Raw genomic sequence first — 15,407 nt, 5'->3', positions numbered from 1 at the left:
TGCGCCTTCCGACTGTGCGTGCGGGTACGACGCCCAGCCTACCGACGGTCAGCTCTCGAGGACTGCGAGCAGACCGGCGCGGATGCAGTCGTCGAACATCTCGGCGTCGCGCACCGCGTCGGTGTCGATCGTGAACCCGAGACAGCAGCTGTCCAGGTACGACATCAGGGTCGCGTTGAACGCCGAACCGAGCGTCGGCCCGAAGCCGTAGTACTTCTCGATCTTCGCGCCCGCCACGTACAGGGGCACGTGCGATCCCGGCACCGTGCAGGCGAACACGTCGTCGTGGTCGAGCGGGTCGTCGATCACCGCCGGCAGCAGGTTCGGTGGGGGTGCGAGGTGCCGGCCGGGTTCGGTGGCGGGGCCGGAGTACTCGTCGAGCAGTCGCATGAGCAGCGCCGGATCGTCGGCGGGGACCGGCAGGTCGGCACGGGCCAGGCTGATCCCGGGACCGCCGTTCCCTGTACCACCGTTCTCTGGGGCCAGCGGCATCGCCAGGCTCAGCTCGTCGACGTCGATACCGCAGCGGAACCGGTAATCGGCCAGCCCGAGCAGCACCGCCGCGAGGAACGCGCTGTCCAGGGTGCTGCCCGCGCGCTCGGCGGCCGCCCGCAACTCGGTGAGCGGCACGTCCACCACGTGCAGCCGGCGGGCGCCGGTCCTGGCGGGTTCGGCGGACGACGTGAACCACCGCAGCGGCGCCGCGAGGGACTGCACCAGTCCGCCGATCGACTCGACGAGGGAACCGAACGAGCCGGCTGCCCGATCGGTCGCGTCCTCCGCGGTCGTCGTTTCCGGCTCGGGTTCCGGGTGTTCGTGACCGTGTCGTTCGAGGTCGACGATGCGGGCGGTGATGTGGGTGCCGTCGGCGCCGTCGGCGTACGCGTGGTGAATGCGGATCAGCAGGGCGGACTGGCCGCCGAGCAACCCTTCGACCAGCGTCAGCTCCCACCCGGGATGTTCCGGGACCGCGGCGGCGGAGGTCGTGCGGGCGTAGTCGAGAACGTCGTCGAAGGTCGCGGGGGAGGGCAGGGTCACCCGATCGAGTTGCCACGGCAGGTCCGAGTCGTGTTCGCCGGCCCATCGCGGCGGCGCCAGCCCGAACGGCACGTCGAGAACGCGGTGCCGGAACGCCGGCGTTTCGGGGGTTCCACCGGAGAGCATCTCACCGACCCGATCCCAGTCGGGGGAGGCGTCGAGCAGGACGGCGGCGACGATCGTCGACCGCAGCGCCGTCTGCTCAGGGGGCGCGGCGGGACGGCCGGAAGCGTCGTTCATGCTCGGAACGTTCTCATACCGACACCGGCGGAACCCGTTCGATCTCGGTGTGATGACCGTTTCGAGTCGAAACGGTGACCGGGAGGAACAGGAACGGGGTGCCCGGAAACGACTCACGCCCGCCACCGGAAGTGGTGGCGGACGTGAGGTCCCGTGGAGGGGATGACGGGAATCGAACCCGCGTAGCCAGTTTGGAAGACTGGGGCTCTACCATTGAGCTACATCCCCGCGAGCAAGCGACTTCTGCCGGGATCGCCGTCTCCGTCGCTGCCGGATGAGACTGTACCGAACCTCGCTTTGGATTTCATAATCGGGGGGCCGTAGGATTCCTCAGCGGGTCCCCGGGCGGTCGACGGGAACCGGTTGGACGACGGGATGTGGCGCAGCTTGGTAGCGCATCCGCTTTGGGAGCGGAGGGTCGCAGGTTCAAATCCTGTCATCCCGACCAGAACGAACGGCGGCGGAGAAATCGGCGCCTGTAGTCAGACCTAGACAAGAGCACGACACAGAAGGAGCATGTCCGTGAAGAGCACCGTCGAGCAGCTCAGCCCGACGCGAGTCCGTATCAACGTTGAGGTGCCCTTCGAGGAGCTCCAGCCTGATTTCGACCGCGCGTTCAAGGCTCTCGCCAGCCAGATCCGCCTGCCCGGCTTCCGTCCCGGCAAGGCTCCCCGCAAGCTGCTGGAGGCTCGTGTCGGCCGCGGCGCCGTGCTCGAGCAGGTCGTCAACGACGCGATCGGCCCCCGCTACAGCGAGGCCGTGACCACCAACGACGTCAAGGTCATCGGCCAGCCCGAGATCGAGCTCACCAAGATCGAGGACAACGTCGAGCTGGCGTTCACCGCCGAGGTCGACGTCCGCCCCGAGATCACCCTCCCCGATTTCTCCGAGATCGCCGTCACCGTCGATCCCGTCGAGATCACCGACGAGGACGTCGCCGAGCAGCTTCTCTCGCTGCGCCAGCGCTTCGGCACCCTCAAGGGTGTCGAGCGGCCCGTGCAGGACGGCGACTTCGTCTCCATCGACCTGTCGGCCACCGTCGACGGCGAGCCCGTCCCGGAGGCCGCGACCGAGGGCCTGTCCCACGAGGTCGGCTCCGGCCAGCTCATCGAGGGCCTCGACGAGGCCATCATCGGTCTCGAGGCCGGTGGCTCCACCGAGTTCACCTCGAAGCTCGTCGCCGGTGAGTTCGCCGACAAGGAAGCCGTCGTCACCGTCAAGGTGAACTCCGTCAAGGAGCGCGAGCTTCCCGCCGAGGACGACGACTTCGCGCAGCTCGCGAGCGAGTTCGACACCCTCGACGAGCTGAAGGCGGACCTGCGTGAGCGCGTCGAGCGCGTCAAGCAGGTCGAGCAGGCCGGCCAGATCCGCGACAAGGTTCTCGAGGCTCTCCTCGAGGCCGTCGAGGTCCCGCTGCCCGAGGCCGTCGTCCAGGCCGAGATCGACAGCGCGCTGCACGACGCCATCCACGCGCTCGACCATGACGAGACCAAGCTCAACGAGCTGCTCGAGGAGCAGGGTTCGAGCCGCGAGGAGTTCGACAAGGACGCCCGCGAGTCCGCCGAGCGTTCCGTCAAGACCCAGCTGCTGCTGGATGCGATCGCCGAGGCCGAGGGCACCACGGTCGAGCAGCAGGAGCTCACCGAGCGCATCTTCTTCCAGGCGCAGCGCTACGGCATCCCGCCGGAGCAGTTCATCCAGCAGATCAGCCAGGCGAACCAGCTCGGCGCGATCTTCGCGGACGTGCGTCGCGGCAAGGCGCTCGGCAGCGTCGTGAACAAGGCGACCGTGACCGACACCACCGGTGCGACCGTCGACACCGAGACGCTGTTCGGTTCGAAGACCGAAGAGGGCGCCGAGGCCGAGGCCGAAGGTGCGGAGAACGAGGCTGCGGCCGACGAGTCGGCCGAGTAGAACGCGCTGATCGTTCCGCTGTAAGCGAATTGGGGCGGCACCGGGCATCCGGTGCCGCCCCGCTTTCGTTAGTGTCTGTGTCAGCAATCCACGATTGACGAGAAGGCAGGTACCGTGACTCCTCAGAATCCGGCGACATCCATCGGTCCGACGATGACCTCGGCCACCGCTGGGCTGAACCTCAGCGACTCGGTCTACGAGCGCCTGCTCCGCGAGCGGATCATCTTCCTCGGTACCCAGGTCGACGACGACATCGCCAACAAGCTCTGCGCCCAGATCCTCCTGCTCGCGGCCGAGGATCCGGAGCGCGACATCTCTCTCTACATCAACTCCCCGGGTGGTTCGGTGACCGCCGGTATGGCGATCTACGACACCATGAAGTTCGTCGAGTGCGACGTCGCGACGTTCGGCATGGGCCTGGCCGCCTCGATGGGACAGTTCCTGCTCTCCGCCGGTACCAAGGGCAAGCGGTACGCCCTTCCGCACGCGCGGATCATGATGCACCAGCCGTCCGCGGGCATCGGTGGTACCGCCAGCGACATCGCGATCATGGCCGAGCAGTTCGCGCACACCAAGCGGGAGATGGCCGAGCTCATCGCCGAGCACACGGGTCAGACGGTCGAGCAGATCACCGCCGACTCCGACCGGGACCGTTGGTTCACCGCGGCCGAGGCGCTCGAGTACGGCTTCGTCGACCACGTCGTGTCCCGGGCCGCGCAGGCCGGCGGCACCGGCAACTAGCCGACCCCGACGATCCGTCCCCCGCATCACGAACTTCTTGGAGAAGCGATGACCAACCTTTTCGATCCCCGCGCTCTGGGCGGAGCCGCACCGGCCGGCCCCTCCTCGCGCTACATCCTTCCGTCGTTCATCGAGCACTCGAGCTACGGCGTCAAGGAATCCAACCCCTACAACAAGCTGTTCGAGGAACGCATCATCTTCCTCGGCGTGCAGGTCGACGACGCGTCGGCGAACGACGTCATGGCGCAGCTGCTGGTTCTCGAGTCGCTCGACCCGGACCGCGACATCACCATGTACATCAACTCGCCGGGTGGCTCGTTCACGTCGCTGATGGCGATCTACGACACCATGCAGTACGTGCGCGCCGACATCACCACCGTGTGCCTCGGCCAGGCCGCCTCGGCCGCGGCCGTGCTGCTCGCCGCCGGCACCCCCGGCAAGCGTCTCGCGCTGCCGAACGCCCGCGTGCTCATCCACCAGCCCGCCACCGGCGGTATCCAGGGCCAGGTCTCCGACCTGGAGATCCAGGCCGCCGAGATCGAGCGCATGCGTCGCCTCATGGAGACCACGCTGGCCAAGCACACCGGCAAGGATCCCGACCAGATCCGCAAGGACACGGACCGCGACAAGATCCTCACCGCGGCCGAGGCCGTCGAATACGGCCTGATCGACAACGTGCTCGAGTACCGCAAGCTCTCGGCACAGAAGTGACCGGCACGGCCCGGTCCGAGGCACCGCCATCGCGGGCTTCCGGACCGGGCCGGTCCACACGCGGCGGAACGAAATCCCGGTGCGCCGCACGAAGAAAACACTGTGCGCCGCACGAAGAAAACACAGTGCACCGCATGAAGAAAACACAGTGCACCACACAAATATGACCTTCGAAACGTGGACAACAGGTCGACCTGCGTGGTGATCTCCGGGTACGGTCGAACCGAGGCGCGCTCGCCGGACCGGCACTGTCGGCGGTCCCGGGGTCGGTTGCACGCACACGAGGAAGTAGGGGACCTGACAGATGGCACGTATCGGTGATGGCGGAGATCTGCTCAAGTGCTCGTTCTGCGGAAAGAGCCAGAAGCAGGTCAAGAAGCTCATTGCAGGCCCCGGTGTCTACATCTGCGACGAGTGCATCGATCTCTGCAACGAGATCATCGAGGAAGAACTGGCCGAATCCAGTGAGGTCAAGCTCGATGAGCTGCCCAAACCGGCCGAGATCCGGGAATTCCTCGACAACTATGTGATCGGCCAGGACTCCGCGAAGCGAACCCTCGCGGTCGCGGTCTACAACCACTACAAGCGCATCCAGGCGGGCGACAGGACCCGCGACGCGCGCGGCGAGACCGTCGAACTCGCCAAATCCAACATCCTGCTGCTCGGCCCCACCGGCTGCGGCAAGACCTATCTCGCGCAGACGCTGGCGAAGATGCTGAACGTGCCGTTCGCCATCGCCGACGCCACCGCCCTCACCGAAGCCGGCTATGTCGGCGAGGACGTGGAGAACATCCTCCTCAAGCTCATCCAGGCCGCGGACTACGACGTCAAGCGGGCCGAGACCGGCATCATCTACATCGACGAGGTCGACAAGATCGCCCGCAAGAGCGAGAACCCCTCGATCACCCGCGACGTGTCGGGGGAGGGCGTGCAGCAGGCGCTGCTGAAGATCCTCGAGGGCACGCAGGCGTCGGTGCCGCCGCAGGGCGGACGCAAGCACCCGCACCAGGAATTCATCCAGATCGACACCACCAATGTGCTGTTCATCGTGGCCGGTGCGTTCGCGGGCCTCGAGCGGATCGTGTCCGATCGCGTCGGCAAGCGAGGAATCGGTTTCGGCGCCGAGGTGCGCTCGAAGGCCGAGATCGACACCACCGACCATTTCGCCGAGGTCATGCCGGAGGACCTGATCAAGTTCGGTCTGATCCCCGAGTTCATCGGCCGCCTGCCCGTCGTGGCGTCCGTGACGAACCTCGACAAGGACTCGCTCGTCCAGATCCTGTCCGAGCCGAAGAACGCCCTCGTCAAGCAGTACGTCCGCCTGTTCGAGATGGACGGTGTGGAACTCGAGTTCACCACCGACGGGCTCGAAGCGGTCGCGGACCAGGCGATCCTGCGCGGCACCGGTGCCCGCGGCCTGCGCGCGATCATGGAGGAAGTGCTGCTGCCGGTGATGTACGACATCCCGAGCCGCGACGACGTCGAGAAGGTCGTGGTGACCGCGGAGACCGTCACCGACAACGTGCTGCCGACGATCGTTCCCCGCAAGCAGGACCGCGAGCGTCGCGACAAGACCGCCTAGGCTCCGAACTTCGACGACGACGGCCCCCGGCATCTGCCGGGGGCCGTGTCGGTTCTGCGGGGGCCGTTCCTGCGGATTCGGTGCTCAGCGCAGCTTGACGCTGCCGCCGTCGACCATCAGCGTCTGGCCGGTCATGTATGAGGCGTCGTCGCTGGCGAGGAACACCGCGACCCGGCCGATGTCCGACTCCGGGTCGCCGAAGCGGCCCAGCGGCGTCTTCGACAGCAGTGCCCGCTCGACACCGGGGTTCGCCTCGATGTATGCCTGGACGCCCTCGGTGAGCGCCAGCGGGGAGATGACGTTGACGTTGATGTCGTCGGCGGCCCACTCGTTGGCCGCGACCCGGCTGATCGCGCGGATCGCCTCCTTGGCCGCGGCGTAGGAACTCTGCGTCACGTTGCCCTCGATGCCGGCACCGGACGCGAAGTTGATCACCGAACCGCGGTTCGCGGCCAATTGAGCGTGCGCGGCCTTCATCAGCCGGAAGGTCGGGTAGAAGCCCGTTCCGAAGGACAGGTCGAGCATTTCCTGGGTGGTCTCGAGCAGCGGTGCCTGCCTCGACGCGTGCGCGTTGTTGACCAGCACGTCGACCTTCCCGAACGCGTCGACCGCAGCCGCCACGATCCGGTCGGCGCTCGTCTCCTCGGAGATATCCGCTTCGAGGAATCGCGCTGTGCTGCTTCCCAGTTCGTCTTCGAGCGCGGCACCCGCGGTCGCGTCGACGTCGACGAACAGAACCTTCGCGCCTTCCTTGGTGAACGCGCGGACGATGCCTCGTCCGATACCACCGGCGCCGCCGGTGACGATCGCAACCTTGCCTGCAAGCCTCATGTCGTGCGTCTGCTTTCGGTCTCGGATCCGGTCAGTCGATGGCGAGTGCGGGCTTCTCCAGCTCGGCCACGCTGTACGCCGAGTACGTCTCGTACCTGCCGCGGCCGGTGAAGTAGGTGGAGAGCTGCTCGTCGAGTTCGTTCACCGTGAACTCGGATCCCGCTGCGTCGAAACGGTTCTCGACCTTCGGTGAGGCCATGAGCGCGACCATCTTGCCGTACACGACGAAGACCTGGCCGGTGATCTCGTGGGACGCGGGCGATGCCAGGTAGGACACCAGGGTCGCGACGCGCTCGGGTGCGAGGGGATCGAGTCCGCCGTTCGGGTTCTCGTTCTCACCGAACGTCCCGGCGGTCATCGCGGTCCGGGCGCGCGGGCAGATCGCGTTCGCCGTGACACCGTAGCGGGCCAGGCCCTGTGCGGTGGACAGGGTCAACGCGGTGATTCCCGCTTTGGCCGCCGAGTAGTTGGGCTGCCCGGCCGAACCGAACAGGAATGCCTCGGAGGAGGTGTTGACGACCCGGCCGTAGACAGGGGCACCGGCGGCCTTGCTCGCATTGCGCCAGTGCACGGCGGCGGCGTGCGAGGTGGCGGCGTGGCCCTTGAGATGGACGCGGATCACGTCGTCCCAGTCGGACTCGGACAGGTTGAAGATCATCTTGTCGCGCAGGATGCCCGCATTGTTGACCAGGATGTCGAGGGAGCCGAACATGCTCACGGCCTCGTCGACGAGACGGCCGCCGAGCGACCAGTCGGAGACATCGCCGGTGACGGCGACCGCCCGGCCGCCGGCCGCGGTGATCTCGTCGGCGACGTCGTGCGCGGCCGGACCCATGTCGTTGACGACGACCGCGGCGCCCGCGGCGGCGAGAGCGAGCGCCTCGGCGCGGCCGAGACCCGCGCCGGCTCCGGTGACGACGGCGGTGCGGCCGGCCAAGCTGACTGATTCGCCCATGCGATCTCTCCCTGTGTGCGGCTGCCACGGGGAGAACGAACCCCGGGACAGAACTAGTATTGGTTCTAGTTTGTGAGGCCGGTGGGTCGGCCGGTCCGGAGCTGTCCCACTGGCCGGGAGTGACAGGAATCGCCGGGGTGACAGATGTCACGGTGTCGCGACGATTTCCACCACTGTGTCAGAAGGAATCTCGATGTCGCTGAACCTCGCGGACCTGTTCGAAGCCATCGCCGACGCCGTCCCCGATCGCACCGCGATCATCTGTGGGGACAGCCGCCTCACCTACCGCGAACTCGATGCCGCAGCCAACCGGCTCGCTCACCATCTGGCCGGTGCGGGGATCTCCGCAGGTGAGCACGTCGGTCTCTACATGCGCAACAGCACCGAATTCGTCGAAGCGCTTCTGGCGATCCTGAAGATCCGGGCCGTCCCGATCAACATCAACTACCGCTACGTCGACGCCGAGCTGGCCTACCTGTTCGCCAACGCCGAACTCGCCGCCATCGTCGCCGACGGTGAGTTCGCGCCCAGGACGGCCGCGGTCCTGCCGCGCACGCCGACGGTCCGGCACATCGTCACCGTGGGACCGGCCGACGACGTCGACTGGGGGACGGTCACCACCGCCGACTTCCACAAGGCGGTCGCCGCGGAGTCCGACGCGCGCGACTTCGCGCCGCGCAGCGGCGACGACCAGTTCATCATCTACACCGGTGGCACCACCGGCATGCCGAAGGGCGTGATGTGGCGCGCCGAGGACTTCTTCTTCGCGGCACTGTCCGGCGGCAACTCGATGGGGGAGCCGCACTCGGACATCGCATCGGTTGCGAACCAGGCCGCGAACATGCCGGAGATGACGTGGCTGCTCACCGCGCCGCTCATCCACGGCGCCGCGATGTACAGCATGTTCAGTGCCTTCTGCCTCGGAGTCTCGCAGGTCGTGCTCCCGGCGTTCGACGCGAAGGAGGTGCTCGCGGTCGTCGAACGCGAACGCGTGATGACGATGACGATCGTCGGCGACGCGATGGCTCGTCCGCTCGCCGACGCGATCGCCGAACACGGCTCCGAGTACGACCTGAGTTCGCTGTTCGTCGTCGGGTCCGGCGGCGCGCTGTTCTCCAAGCAGGTCCGCGAGCAGCTCGTCTCGCTCCTGCCGAACGTCATGGTGCGCGACGGATTCGGATCCTCCGAGTCCGGCATCGACGGCGATCTGTCGATCGGCGAGGACGGCCGGATGCGGATCGCCGCGAAGCCGACCGTCAAGGTCGTCGACGAGCGGATGCGCCCGATCGAGCCGGGTTCCGGCGAGATCGGCTACATCGCCCGCGCCGGCCACGTGCCGCTCGGGTACTGGGGCGACCCGGAGAAGACCGCGGCGACCTTCCCGGTCATCGACGGGGTTCGCATGTCGGTTCTCGGGGACATGGCCGAAGTCGAGGAGGACGGCACGATCGTGCTGCTCGGACGCGGCTCGCTGTGCATCAACACCGGCGGGGAAAAGGTGTATCCCGAAGAGGTGGAGATGGCCATCAAGAGCCACCCGGCCGTGATGGATGTGCTCGTCGCGGGAGTCGAGGACGAACGCTACGGGCAGCGCGTCGGAGCCGTCGTGCAGCCGCGCGAGGGCCACGCGGTGCCCGATCTCGACGAGCTGATCGCGCATGTCGCCGACCGGATCGCCGGCTACAAGGTGCCGCGGCTGGTCGTCGGTGTCGACACGATCGTGCGTTCGCCCGCGGGCAAGGCCGACTACCGGTGGGCCAAGGCAACTCTCGAAGCCGCGAAGTAGTCCCTCTACCGGTCGCGGTCGCGGGTGCGCTACCCGTGACCGCGACCGGATCCGGTGCCGGGCGCGAGGGCGTCGGCAGCGAATCGTGCTGCCCGGTCGAAGCTCTCGGTGCCGTCGTCGTCCGGGTTCTGACGCCAGTGCCGCAGCGTCGAGACGTACACGGCGCCGACCATCTGCGCGAGGAACGGCAGCGGGTAGTCGGTGCGGACCTCGCCGCGCTCGACACCGGGCTCGACGATGCGCAGCATCTGCTCGTCGAATCGCTGCGTGCGTTCGCGGGCGGTATCGGGTGTGCCGAGATCCCTTTCGATCTCGCCGGTGACCGCCCGCATGTAACCGGGATACCGCCGCGATTCACGCGCGAAGTCGGCAAAGACGCCCGCGATCCGTTCCGCGGTGGTGAGGTCCTGCGCGAGCAGCTGGTCGATCAGGGTTGTCAGCGCGTCCATGTGACTCGCGTGCAGCGCCGTGATCAGGTCGTCCTTGCTGGGGAAGTAATTGAAAACCGTTGCGCGCGAGACGCCGGCGAGATCGGCGATGTCCTCGATCGTCGAACCGTCGACGCCGCGTTCGGCGAACAGCCGTCTGGCCGCGTCCAGCATGCGCTGCCGGGTCCGCAGCTTGTTCCGCTCGCGGCGACCGAGTGCCGTGGGCTCGCTCATGGTGTCCGCACTTTCCTCGTCGGGCCTCTCGTTCCGCCGTACGCGTGGGCGAGGCGCTGAGTCGTTGTCAGCGTAGAAGGTTCGCCCGGAGTTGCGAGAATTCCTGGAACGGGTTCCAAGAAGTTGGACCAGCGTCTATCTTTGTCCCCAGGGGGTCGGCAACGGGGGTGACTACATGGGACAAGGCGCTCCCGTCGCAGGGCGGATCGAAAATGCTTACGCAGCACGAGATCCGCCACGATCGCGACCCTCATCCGAACACCCCGCTTCGACGCGAACGATTTCCGGCAACCGCAGCGCGTCGCACGGGCTTACTTCGTCGACGAACGGGAGGTACGGGCATGACCGCCGAGAGTGTGGTGCCTGAAGGTGCGGAGCAGGAGATCAAGACCAGCGAGACCGACCTGGACGAGCTGCGCAGCCGGCTCGAAGGCCGGCTCGGCGAGCGTCTCGGCGCCGACGCGCCGCCGCGTGTCCACAACCTGACGCGACCGGAACACTCCGGAATGTCCAGCATCTCGGTCCTGTTCGATCTCGACTGGACGAAGGACGGTGCGGAGCAGACGGCACAGCTCGTCGCCCGGCTCGCCCCCGAGGAGGACGCGTATCCGGTGTTCCCCGGCTACGACCTGCAGCGCCAGTTCGAGGTCATGACCGCCGTCCGCGAACACGGTGGCATCGCGGTGCCGAAGGTGCGGTGGGTCGAGACCTCCGCGGGCCCGCTCGGCCGGCCGTTCCTCGTGATGGATCGCGCCGAAGGTGTCGTGCCCGTGGACAACCCGCCGTACGTGTTCACCGGCTGGCTGCTCGACGCCGACGACGACACCCGCAGGGCCGTGCAGAGCGCGAGCGTGAAGGTTCTCGCCGACATCCACGCGATCGCCGATCCCGCGTCCAAGTTTCCCGCGCTGGTCGCTCCGGACGGGCAGTCGAGCCTGCGTCGGCACTTCGAGAACGAGTGCGCCTACTACGAATGGACCCGCCGCGAGGACGGGATTCGTATCCCTGTGCTGGAGAAGGCATTCGACTGGCTCGAGGAGAACTGGCCGGCGGAGCCGTCCGCGGACGTGCTGTGCTGGGGCGACGCGCGGATCGGCAACATCATGTACCGGGGCACCGACGTCGCTGCGGTCCTCGACTGGGAGTCGGCTGCGCTCGCTCCCCGCGAACTGGATCTGGGCTGGTTCATCTTCTTCCATCGTATGTTCCAGGACATCGCCGACCAGTTCTCGATCCCCGGCCTGCCGGGATTCCTCCGGCGCTCGGACGTCGTGGCGGAATACGAGAGGATCTCCGGCGTCGAGGTCCGCGACCTCGACTTCTACCTCGTGTACGCCGCACTGCGCCACGGCATCGTGATGTCGCAGATCATGCGGCGCCGCGTGCACTTCGGGGAAATGGAGATCCCTGCCGACCCCGACCACCTGGTGCTCCACCACGCGATGCTCGCGCAGTTGATCGACGATTCCTACGATTGGGAGAAGTGACGCCGATGAAACCGGTTCAGCTCGACGAATATCCGATTCACCAGTCGCCGCTGTCGCTGGGTCGTGTGTCCTCCACGGACCGGAATTTCTACGACCGCAACTACTTCAACGCCCACGACCGCACCGGTGACATCTTCCTGATCACCGGTTTCGGGGTCTACCCGAACCTGAGTGTCGTCGACGCGTTCGTCACCGTGCGGCACGGTGACTCGCAGGTCGCAGTCCGGTTCTCGGACGCGCTCGACGAGCGTTCGATGGAGAGCAAGGTCGGCGGCTATCGGCTCGAGGTCGTCGAGCCCCTGCAGAAGATCCGGGTGATCTGCGAGCACGACGACCTCTCGTGCGACATCACGTGGGACGGCTCGTTTCCCGCCGTGCTCGAGGAGGCGCACATCCTCATGTCCGGTCCGCGACCGATCCTCGACGCGTCCCGCTTCGCCCAGGTCGGTAGCTGGTCCGGCACCCTGTCGGTGCAGGGCAAGGACTTCGCCGTCGATCCTGAGATCTGGATGGGCACGCGCGACCGCTCCTGGGGGATCCGTCCCGTCGGCGAGCCGGATCCGCAGGGTCGCTGGACCTACGAGAACCGCGGCGGCCACTACTGGACCTACGTCCCGCTGCGCTTCGACGACTTCGCGCTCGTCGTCATCGTGCAGGAGTCGCAGGACGGGCACCGCACCCTCAATCACGCCACCCGCGTCTTCGCGGACGGTCGGGTCGAGCAGTTGGGCTGGCCCCGCGTCGAGGTGAACTACCGCAGCGGCACACGGCATCCCGAGTCGGCGCGGCTGCACCTGACCACGCCCAAGGGTGAGCCCGTCGTCGTGGACATCGAACCCCTCGGGTTCATCTCGCTGAGTCACGGCGCCGGCTACGGCGGTGACCCGGAGTGGACGCACGGCGAGTGGAAGGGCGCGAACTGGTCGTCGTCGTCCTTCGTGGACACCACCAGCCGGGACTTTCTGGGCCGGCTCCCGTTCTCCACCATCGACCACGTCGCGAAGGCGACCATCGACGGCCGGGTGGGCTGGGGCATGTTCGAGCACGCGGTCATGGGACGCCACGATCCGTCGGGCTTCACCGGCTGGCTGGACATGGCGCCGTAGGAAGACGAAAACGCAAGGGGTGGTGCGGTGATCGATGGGCTGCCCCTTGCGGACCGCCCTCAGTTCTCCGTGGTCTGGGCGGCCGGCGCCGGTGCGATGAACGTGCGGTGCACGTATGCGCCGAACCCGCCGTCGACCGGAAGATCCGCGCCGCTGATCCAGGTGGACTCCGACGACGCGAGGAACAGCAGGGCGTCGGCGATCTCCTCGGGGCGACCGTGCCGGCCCGCCCACGCCGCGGCGCCGTTGATGGTGTCCGCGCCCATCGTCGCGGTGAAGTCCTTCAGCAGCGGCGTGCCGATCGTGCCGGGGGAGACGCTGTTCGAACGCAGGCCGGTGGCCTTCCCCTCGACGGCCAGGTTCTTCGACCAGATGATCACGGCCTCCTTGGAGAGGCTGTAGCACGCGCCTTCGATGCCGGGGTGATCCGTGAACGTGTCGAGCGCGGCGTCCCAGTCGTCGACGGCGAGGAACTCGTTGAGCAGGTCGTAGTGCTGCTGCCACATGAAACCGGCCTGCGAGGCGGTCGTGACGACGGTGGGCTCCGGCGTGAACTTCGGGGTCAGCGCGCGCGTGAGGTCGCGCGGTGCGAGGGTGTTGATCGACAGCACGGTCCGCCACGGCAGGGTCGCGGCGACACCGGCGTTGTTGATGAGCGAGTCGACGGGACCGGCGATCTGCTCGGCGATGTCCAGGACGCCGGCGTGCGTCGACAGATCGCCCACCACCATCCGGGATATCGCGGGATCGGTGCTCTCGACTCGATCGACGCCGATCACGGTGGCGCCCTGGGCGGCGAGCTTGGTGACGGCGGCAGCGCCGACCCCGGACGAACAGCCGGTGACGACGACGGTCTTGCCGGAGAAATCGGGCATGGAGCCCTCCTCGTGACAGCGGTGGGCGCCGGTCGGCGTTCCCGGCGCAGTGCGTCGATTCGTTAGAACTGGATACGGGTGTGGGCACTGTAACACCGGTGAGCTGGTCGTGAAGGCAATTTGCCCAGCGCTACAGGCGATCTCGTGCCCCCGGTGTGTCTCCGACATCGGCGCTGAGCAGTGTGGTCCCGCTCGGTGGGATGGACGGGGGAGCGGCCCGCCAGCGGAATAGAATAAATTTCAGTATTCGGGAGCAGGGAGTGGACATGAGCAACGTCGTCATCGTCGAGGCCGCGCGGACGCCGATCGGCCGTCGTCGCGGGCAACTGTCCGGAGTGCATCCGGCTGTGTTGCTGGGCGCCGCCCAGAAGGCCGTCCTCGACCGGACCGGCCTGCCCGCGGACCGGATCGGGCAACTCGTCGGTGGCGTCGTCACCCAGGCGGGGGAGCAGTCCAACAACGTGACCCGCCAGGCATGGCTGCACGCCGGGTTCCCGTACCGCACCGCCGCCACCACCATCGACTGCGCGTGCGGATCGTCGCAGCAGGCCGTCCACATGGTCGCCGGGCTCATCGCGTCCGGGCAGATCGACGCCGGAATCGGCTGCGGCGTCGAGGTGATGAGCCGCGTGTTCCTCGGCCAGGCCAACACACCCGGCACCGGCAATCCCTACCCGGACGACTGGACCGTCGACATGGGCGACCAGTTCACCTCCGCCGAACGGATCGCCGCCCACCGGGGGATCACCCGCGCCGACGTCGACGCGTTCGGGCTGGAATCGCAGCGACGCGCCGCGCTGGCGTGGAGCGAAGGCCGCTTCGACCGTGAGATCGTCCCGGTGGTCGCGCCCGTCGTCACCAAGGACGGCGAACCCACCGGGGAGGTCGCGACCGTCACCACCGACGGCGGCCTCCGGGACACCACCGCGGAGGCGCTGGCCGGCCTGAAACCGGTGATGGACGGCGGAATCCACACCGCCGGCAACTCGTCCCAGATCAGCGACGGCGCGGCCGCGGTGATGCTCATGAACGAGGACAAGGCGCGCGCGGCAGGCCTGCGCCCGCGAGCCCGGATCCTCGCGTCCACCCTCGTCGGCTCCGACCCGTACTTCCATCTCGACGGCCCGATCGACTCCACCCGGGACGTCCTCGAACGCACCGGAATGTCGCTGTCGGACATCGACATCGTCGAGATCAACGAGGCGTTCGCGTCGGTCGTCCTGTCGTGGGCGCAGGTTCTCGATGCCGACATGAGCAAGGTCAACGTCAACGGCGGCGCGATCGCGCTGGGACATCCGGTCGGTTCCACCGGTGCCCGGCTGATCACCAGCGCCCTGCACGAACTCGAACGCTCGGATCGTTCCACCGCGTTGATCACCATGTGCGCGGGCGGGGCACTGTCCACCGCCACGATCATCGAGCGCATCTAGACCGTTCCACCTGTACCCGCGCCATCCCGGCTGTGCACTCCCCTCCCGC

General features: G+C 67.5%; 13 protein-coding genes and 2 tRNA genes. 9 read left to right on the top strand and 6 right to left on the bottom strand.

Features of this window, described 5'->3' with window-relative positions:
• Positions 1–48 precede the first annotated feature (48 nt).
• Together M1M07_RS09490 and M1M07_RS09485 are read right to left on the bottom strand one after the other, a co-directional pair.
• Entirely contained in the window at positions 49–1,278 is a 1,230-nt protein-coding gene (locus M1M07_RS09490; RefSeq protein ID WP_197251984.1) for a wax ester/triacylglycerol synthase domain-containing protein, read from the bottom strand.
• 154 nt (positions 1,279–1,432) lie between these two features.
• A tRNA-Gly gene (locus M1M07_RS09485) sits at positions 1,433–1,506 on the bottom strand.
• A 143-nt stretch (positions 1,507–1,649) separates the two neighbouring features.
• On the opposite strand from M1M07_RS09485, the gene M1M07_RS09480 reads away from it, so the two are divergent.
• The 5 genes from M1M07_RS09480 (at position 1,650) to clpX (ending at position 6,226) form a co-directional block, all read left to right on the top strand.
• Positions 1,650–1,726 (top strand) — tRNA-Pro (locus M1M07_RS09480).
• Between the two features lie 74 nt (positions 1,727–1,800).
• Positions 1,801–3,192: a trigger factor gene (gene tig / locus M1M07_RS09475; protein WP_197251983.1), complete on the top strand. Its 1,392-nt coding sequence runs from the start codon at positions 1,801–1,803 to the stop codon at positions 3,190–3,192.
• Positions 3,193–3,306: 114 nt separating this feature from the next.
• Positions 3,307–3,933 carry an ATP-dependent Clp protease proteolytic subunit gene (locus tag M1M07_RS09470; RefSeq protein WP_197251982.1) on the top strand — a complete coding sequence of 209 codons (627 nt, stop codon included), beginning with the start codon at positions 3,307–3,309 and terminating at the stop codon, positions 3,931–3,933.
• A 48-nt stretch (positions 3,934–3,981) separates the two neighbouring features.
• On the top strand, positions 3,982–4,644 hold the full coding sequence (locus tag M1M07_RS09465) for an ATP-dependent Clp protease proteolytic subunit (RefSeq protein ID WP_197251981.1): 663 nt from the start codon (positions 3,982–3,984) through the stop codon (positions 4,642–4,644).
• Positions 4,645–4,948: 304 nt separating this feature from the next.
• Complete coding sequence (gene clpX / locus M1M07_RS09460; RefSeq protein WP_197251980.1) at positions 4,949–6,226, top strand: ATP-dependent Clp protease ATP-binding subunit ClpX; 1,278 nt, start codon at positions 4,949–4,951, stop codon at positions 6,224–6,226.
• 84 nt (positions 6,227–6,310) lie between these two features.
• On the opposite strand, the gene M1M07_RS09455 is transcribed toward clpX, so the two are convergent.
• Entirely contained in the window at positions 6,311–7,057 is a 747-nt protein-coding gene (locus M1M07_RS09455) for an SDR family NAD(P)-dependent oxidoreductase (protein ID WP_248673944.1), read from the bottom strand.
• Between the two features lie 31 nt (positions 7,058–7,088).
• The gene (locus tag M1M07_RS09450; protein WP_197251978.1) at positions 7,089–8,012 is read right to left on the bottom strand and encodes a 3-oxoacyl-ACP reductase; all 924 of its coding nucleotides are present in this window, start codon (positions 8,010–8,012) and stop codon (positions 7,089–7,091) included.
• A 193-nt stretch (positions 8,013–8,205) separates the two neighbouring features.
• Here M1M07_RS09450 and M1M07_RS09445 point away from each other — a divergent pair, with 193 nt between their 5' ends.
• Positions 8,206–9,798 carry an acyl-CoA synthetase gene (locus M1M07_RS09445; RefSeq protein ID WP_197251977.1) on the top strand — a complete coding sequence of 531 codons (1,593 nt, stop codon included), beginning with the start codon at positions 8,206–8,208 and terminating at the stop codon, positions 9,796–9,798.
• A gap of 29 nt (positions 9,799–9,827) precedes the next feature.
• Here M1M07_RS09445 and M1M07_RS09440 read toward each other — a convergent pair whose 3' ends face one another.
• Positions 9,828–10,460, bottom strand: a complete 633-nt coding sequence (locus tag M1M07_RS09440) for a TetR/AcrR family transcriptional regulator (protein ID WP_248673943.1) — start codon at positions 10,458–10,460, stop codon at positions 9,828–9,830.
• Between the two features lie 341 nt (positions 10,461–10,801).
• Between M1M07_RS09440 and M1M07_RS09435 the strand changes: the two genes are divergently transcribed.
• Positions 10,802–11,947 carry a phosphotransferase family protein gene (locus tag M1M07_RS09435; RefSeq protein ID WP_248673942.1) on the top strand — a complete coding sequence of 382 codons (1,146 nt, stop codon included), beginning with the start codon at positions 10,802–10,804 and terminating at the stop codon, positions 11,945–11,947.
• Between the two features lie 5 nt (positions 11,948–11,952).
• Positions 11,953–13,053, top strand: coding sequence for a hypothetical protein (locus tag M1M07_RS09430; RefSeq protein ID WP_248673996.1), 1,101 nt, complete (start codon positions 11,953–11,955; stop codon positions 13,051–13,053).
• Positions 13,054–13,112: 59 nt separating this feature from the next.
• Here the strand turns inward: M1M07_RS09430 and M1M07_RS09425 are convergent, their stop codons facing one another.
• Positions 13,113–13,928: an SDR family oxidoreductase gene (locus tag M1M07_RS09425; RefSeq protein ID WP_197251975.1), complete on the bottom strand. Its 816-nt coding sequence runs from the start codon at positions 13,926–13,928 to the stop codon at positions 13,113–13,115.
• Between the two features lie 266 nt (positions 13,929–14,194).
• On the opposite strand from M1M07_RS09425, the gene M1M07_RS09420 reads away from it, so the two are divergent.
• Entirely contained in the window at positions 14,195–15,358 is a 1,164-nt protein-coding gene (locus M1M07_RS09420) for a steroid 3-ketoacyl-CoA thiolase (RefSeq protein WP_248673941.1), read from the top strand.
• The last annotated feature ends 49 nt before the right edge of the window (positions 15,359–15,407 follow it).

It is taken from the genome of Rhodococcus sp. HM1 (genome assembly GCF_023218075.1).
Taxonomy (GTDB): Bacteria; Actinomycetota; Actinomycetes; order Mycobacteriales; family Mycobacteriaceae; genus Rhodococcus.
Note: the sequence above shows the minus strand (reverse complement) of the source record. Positions and strands in the feature narration are given on the sequence as shown.

Coding starts and splice junctions, on each gene's coding strand:
- M1M07_RS09490 (WP_197251984.1), bottom strand. CDS start 1,278: ATGAACGACGCTTCCGGCCGTCCCGCCGCGCCCCCTGAGCAGACGGCG.
- M1M07_RS09465 (WP_197251981.1), top strand. CDS start 3,982: ATGACCAACCTTTTCGATCCCCGCGCTCTGGGCGGAGCCGCACCGGCC.
- clpX (WP_197251980.1), top strand. CDS start 4,949: ATGGCACGTATCGGTGATGGCGGAGATCTGCTCAAGTGCTCGTTCTGC.
- M1M07_RS09455 (WP_248673944.1), bottom strand. CDS start 7,057: ATGAGGCTTGCAGGCAAGGTTGCGATCGTCACCGGCGGCGCCGGTGGT.
- M1M07_RS09450 (WP_197251978.1), bottom strand. CDS start 8,012: ATGGGCGAATCAGTCAGCTTGGCCGGCCGCACCGCCGTCGTCACCGGA.
- M1M07_RS09445 (WP_197251977.1), top strand. CDS start 8,206: ATGTCGCTGAACCTCGCGGACCTGTTCGAAGCCATCGCCGACGCCGTC.
- M1M07_RS09440 (WP_248673943.1), bottom strand. CDS start 10,460: ATGAGCGAGCCCACGGCACTCGGTCGCCGCGAGCGGAACAAGCTGCGG.
- M1M07_RS09435 (WP_248673942.1), top strand. CDS start 10,802: ATGACCGCCGAGAGTGTGGTGCCTGAAGGTGCGGAGCAGGAGATCAAG.
- M1M07_RS09430 (WP_248673996.1), top strand. CDS start 11,953: ATGAAACCGGTTCAGCTCGACGAATATCCGATTCACCAGTCGCCGCTG.
- M1M07_RS09425 (WP_197251975.1), bottom strand. CDS start 13,928: ATGCCCGATTTCTCCGGCAAGACCGTCGTCGTCACCGGCTGTTCGTCC.
- M1M07_RS09420 (WP_248673941.1), top strand. CDS start 14,195: ATGAGCAACGTCGTCATCGTCGAGGCCGCGCGGACGCCGATCGGCCGT.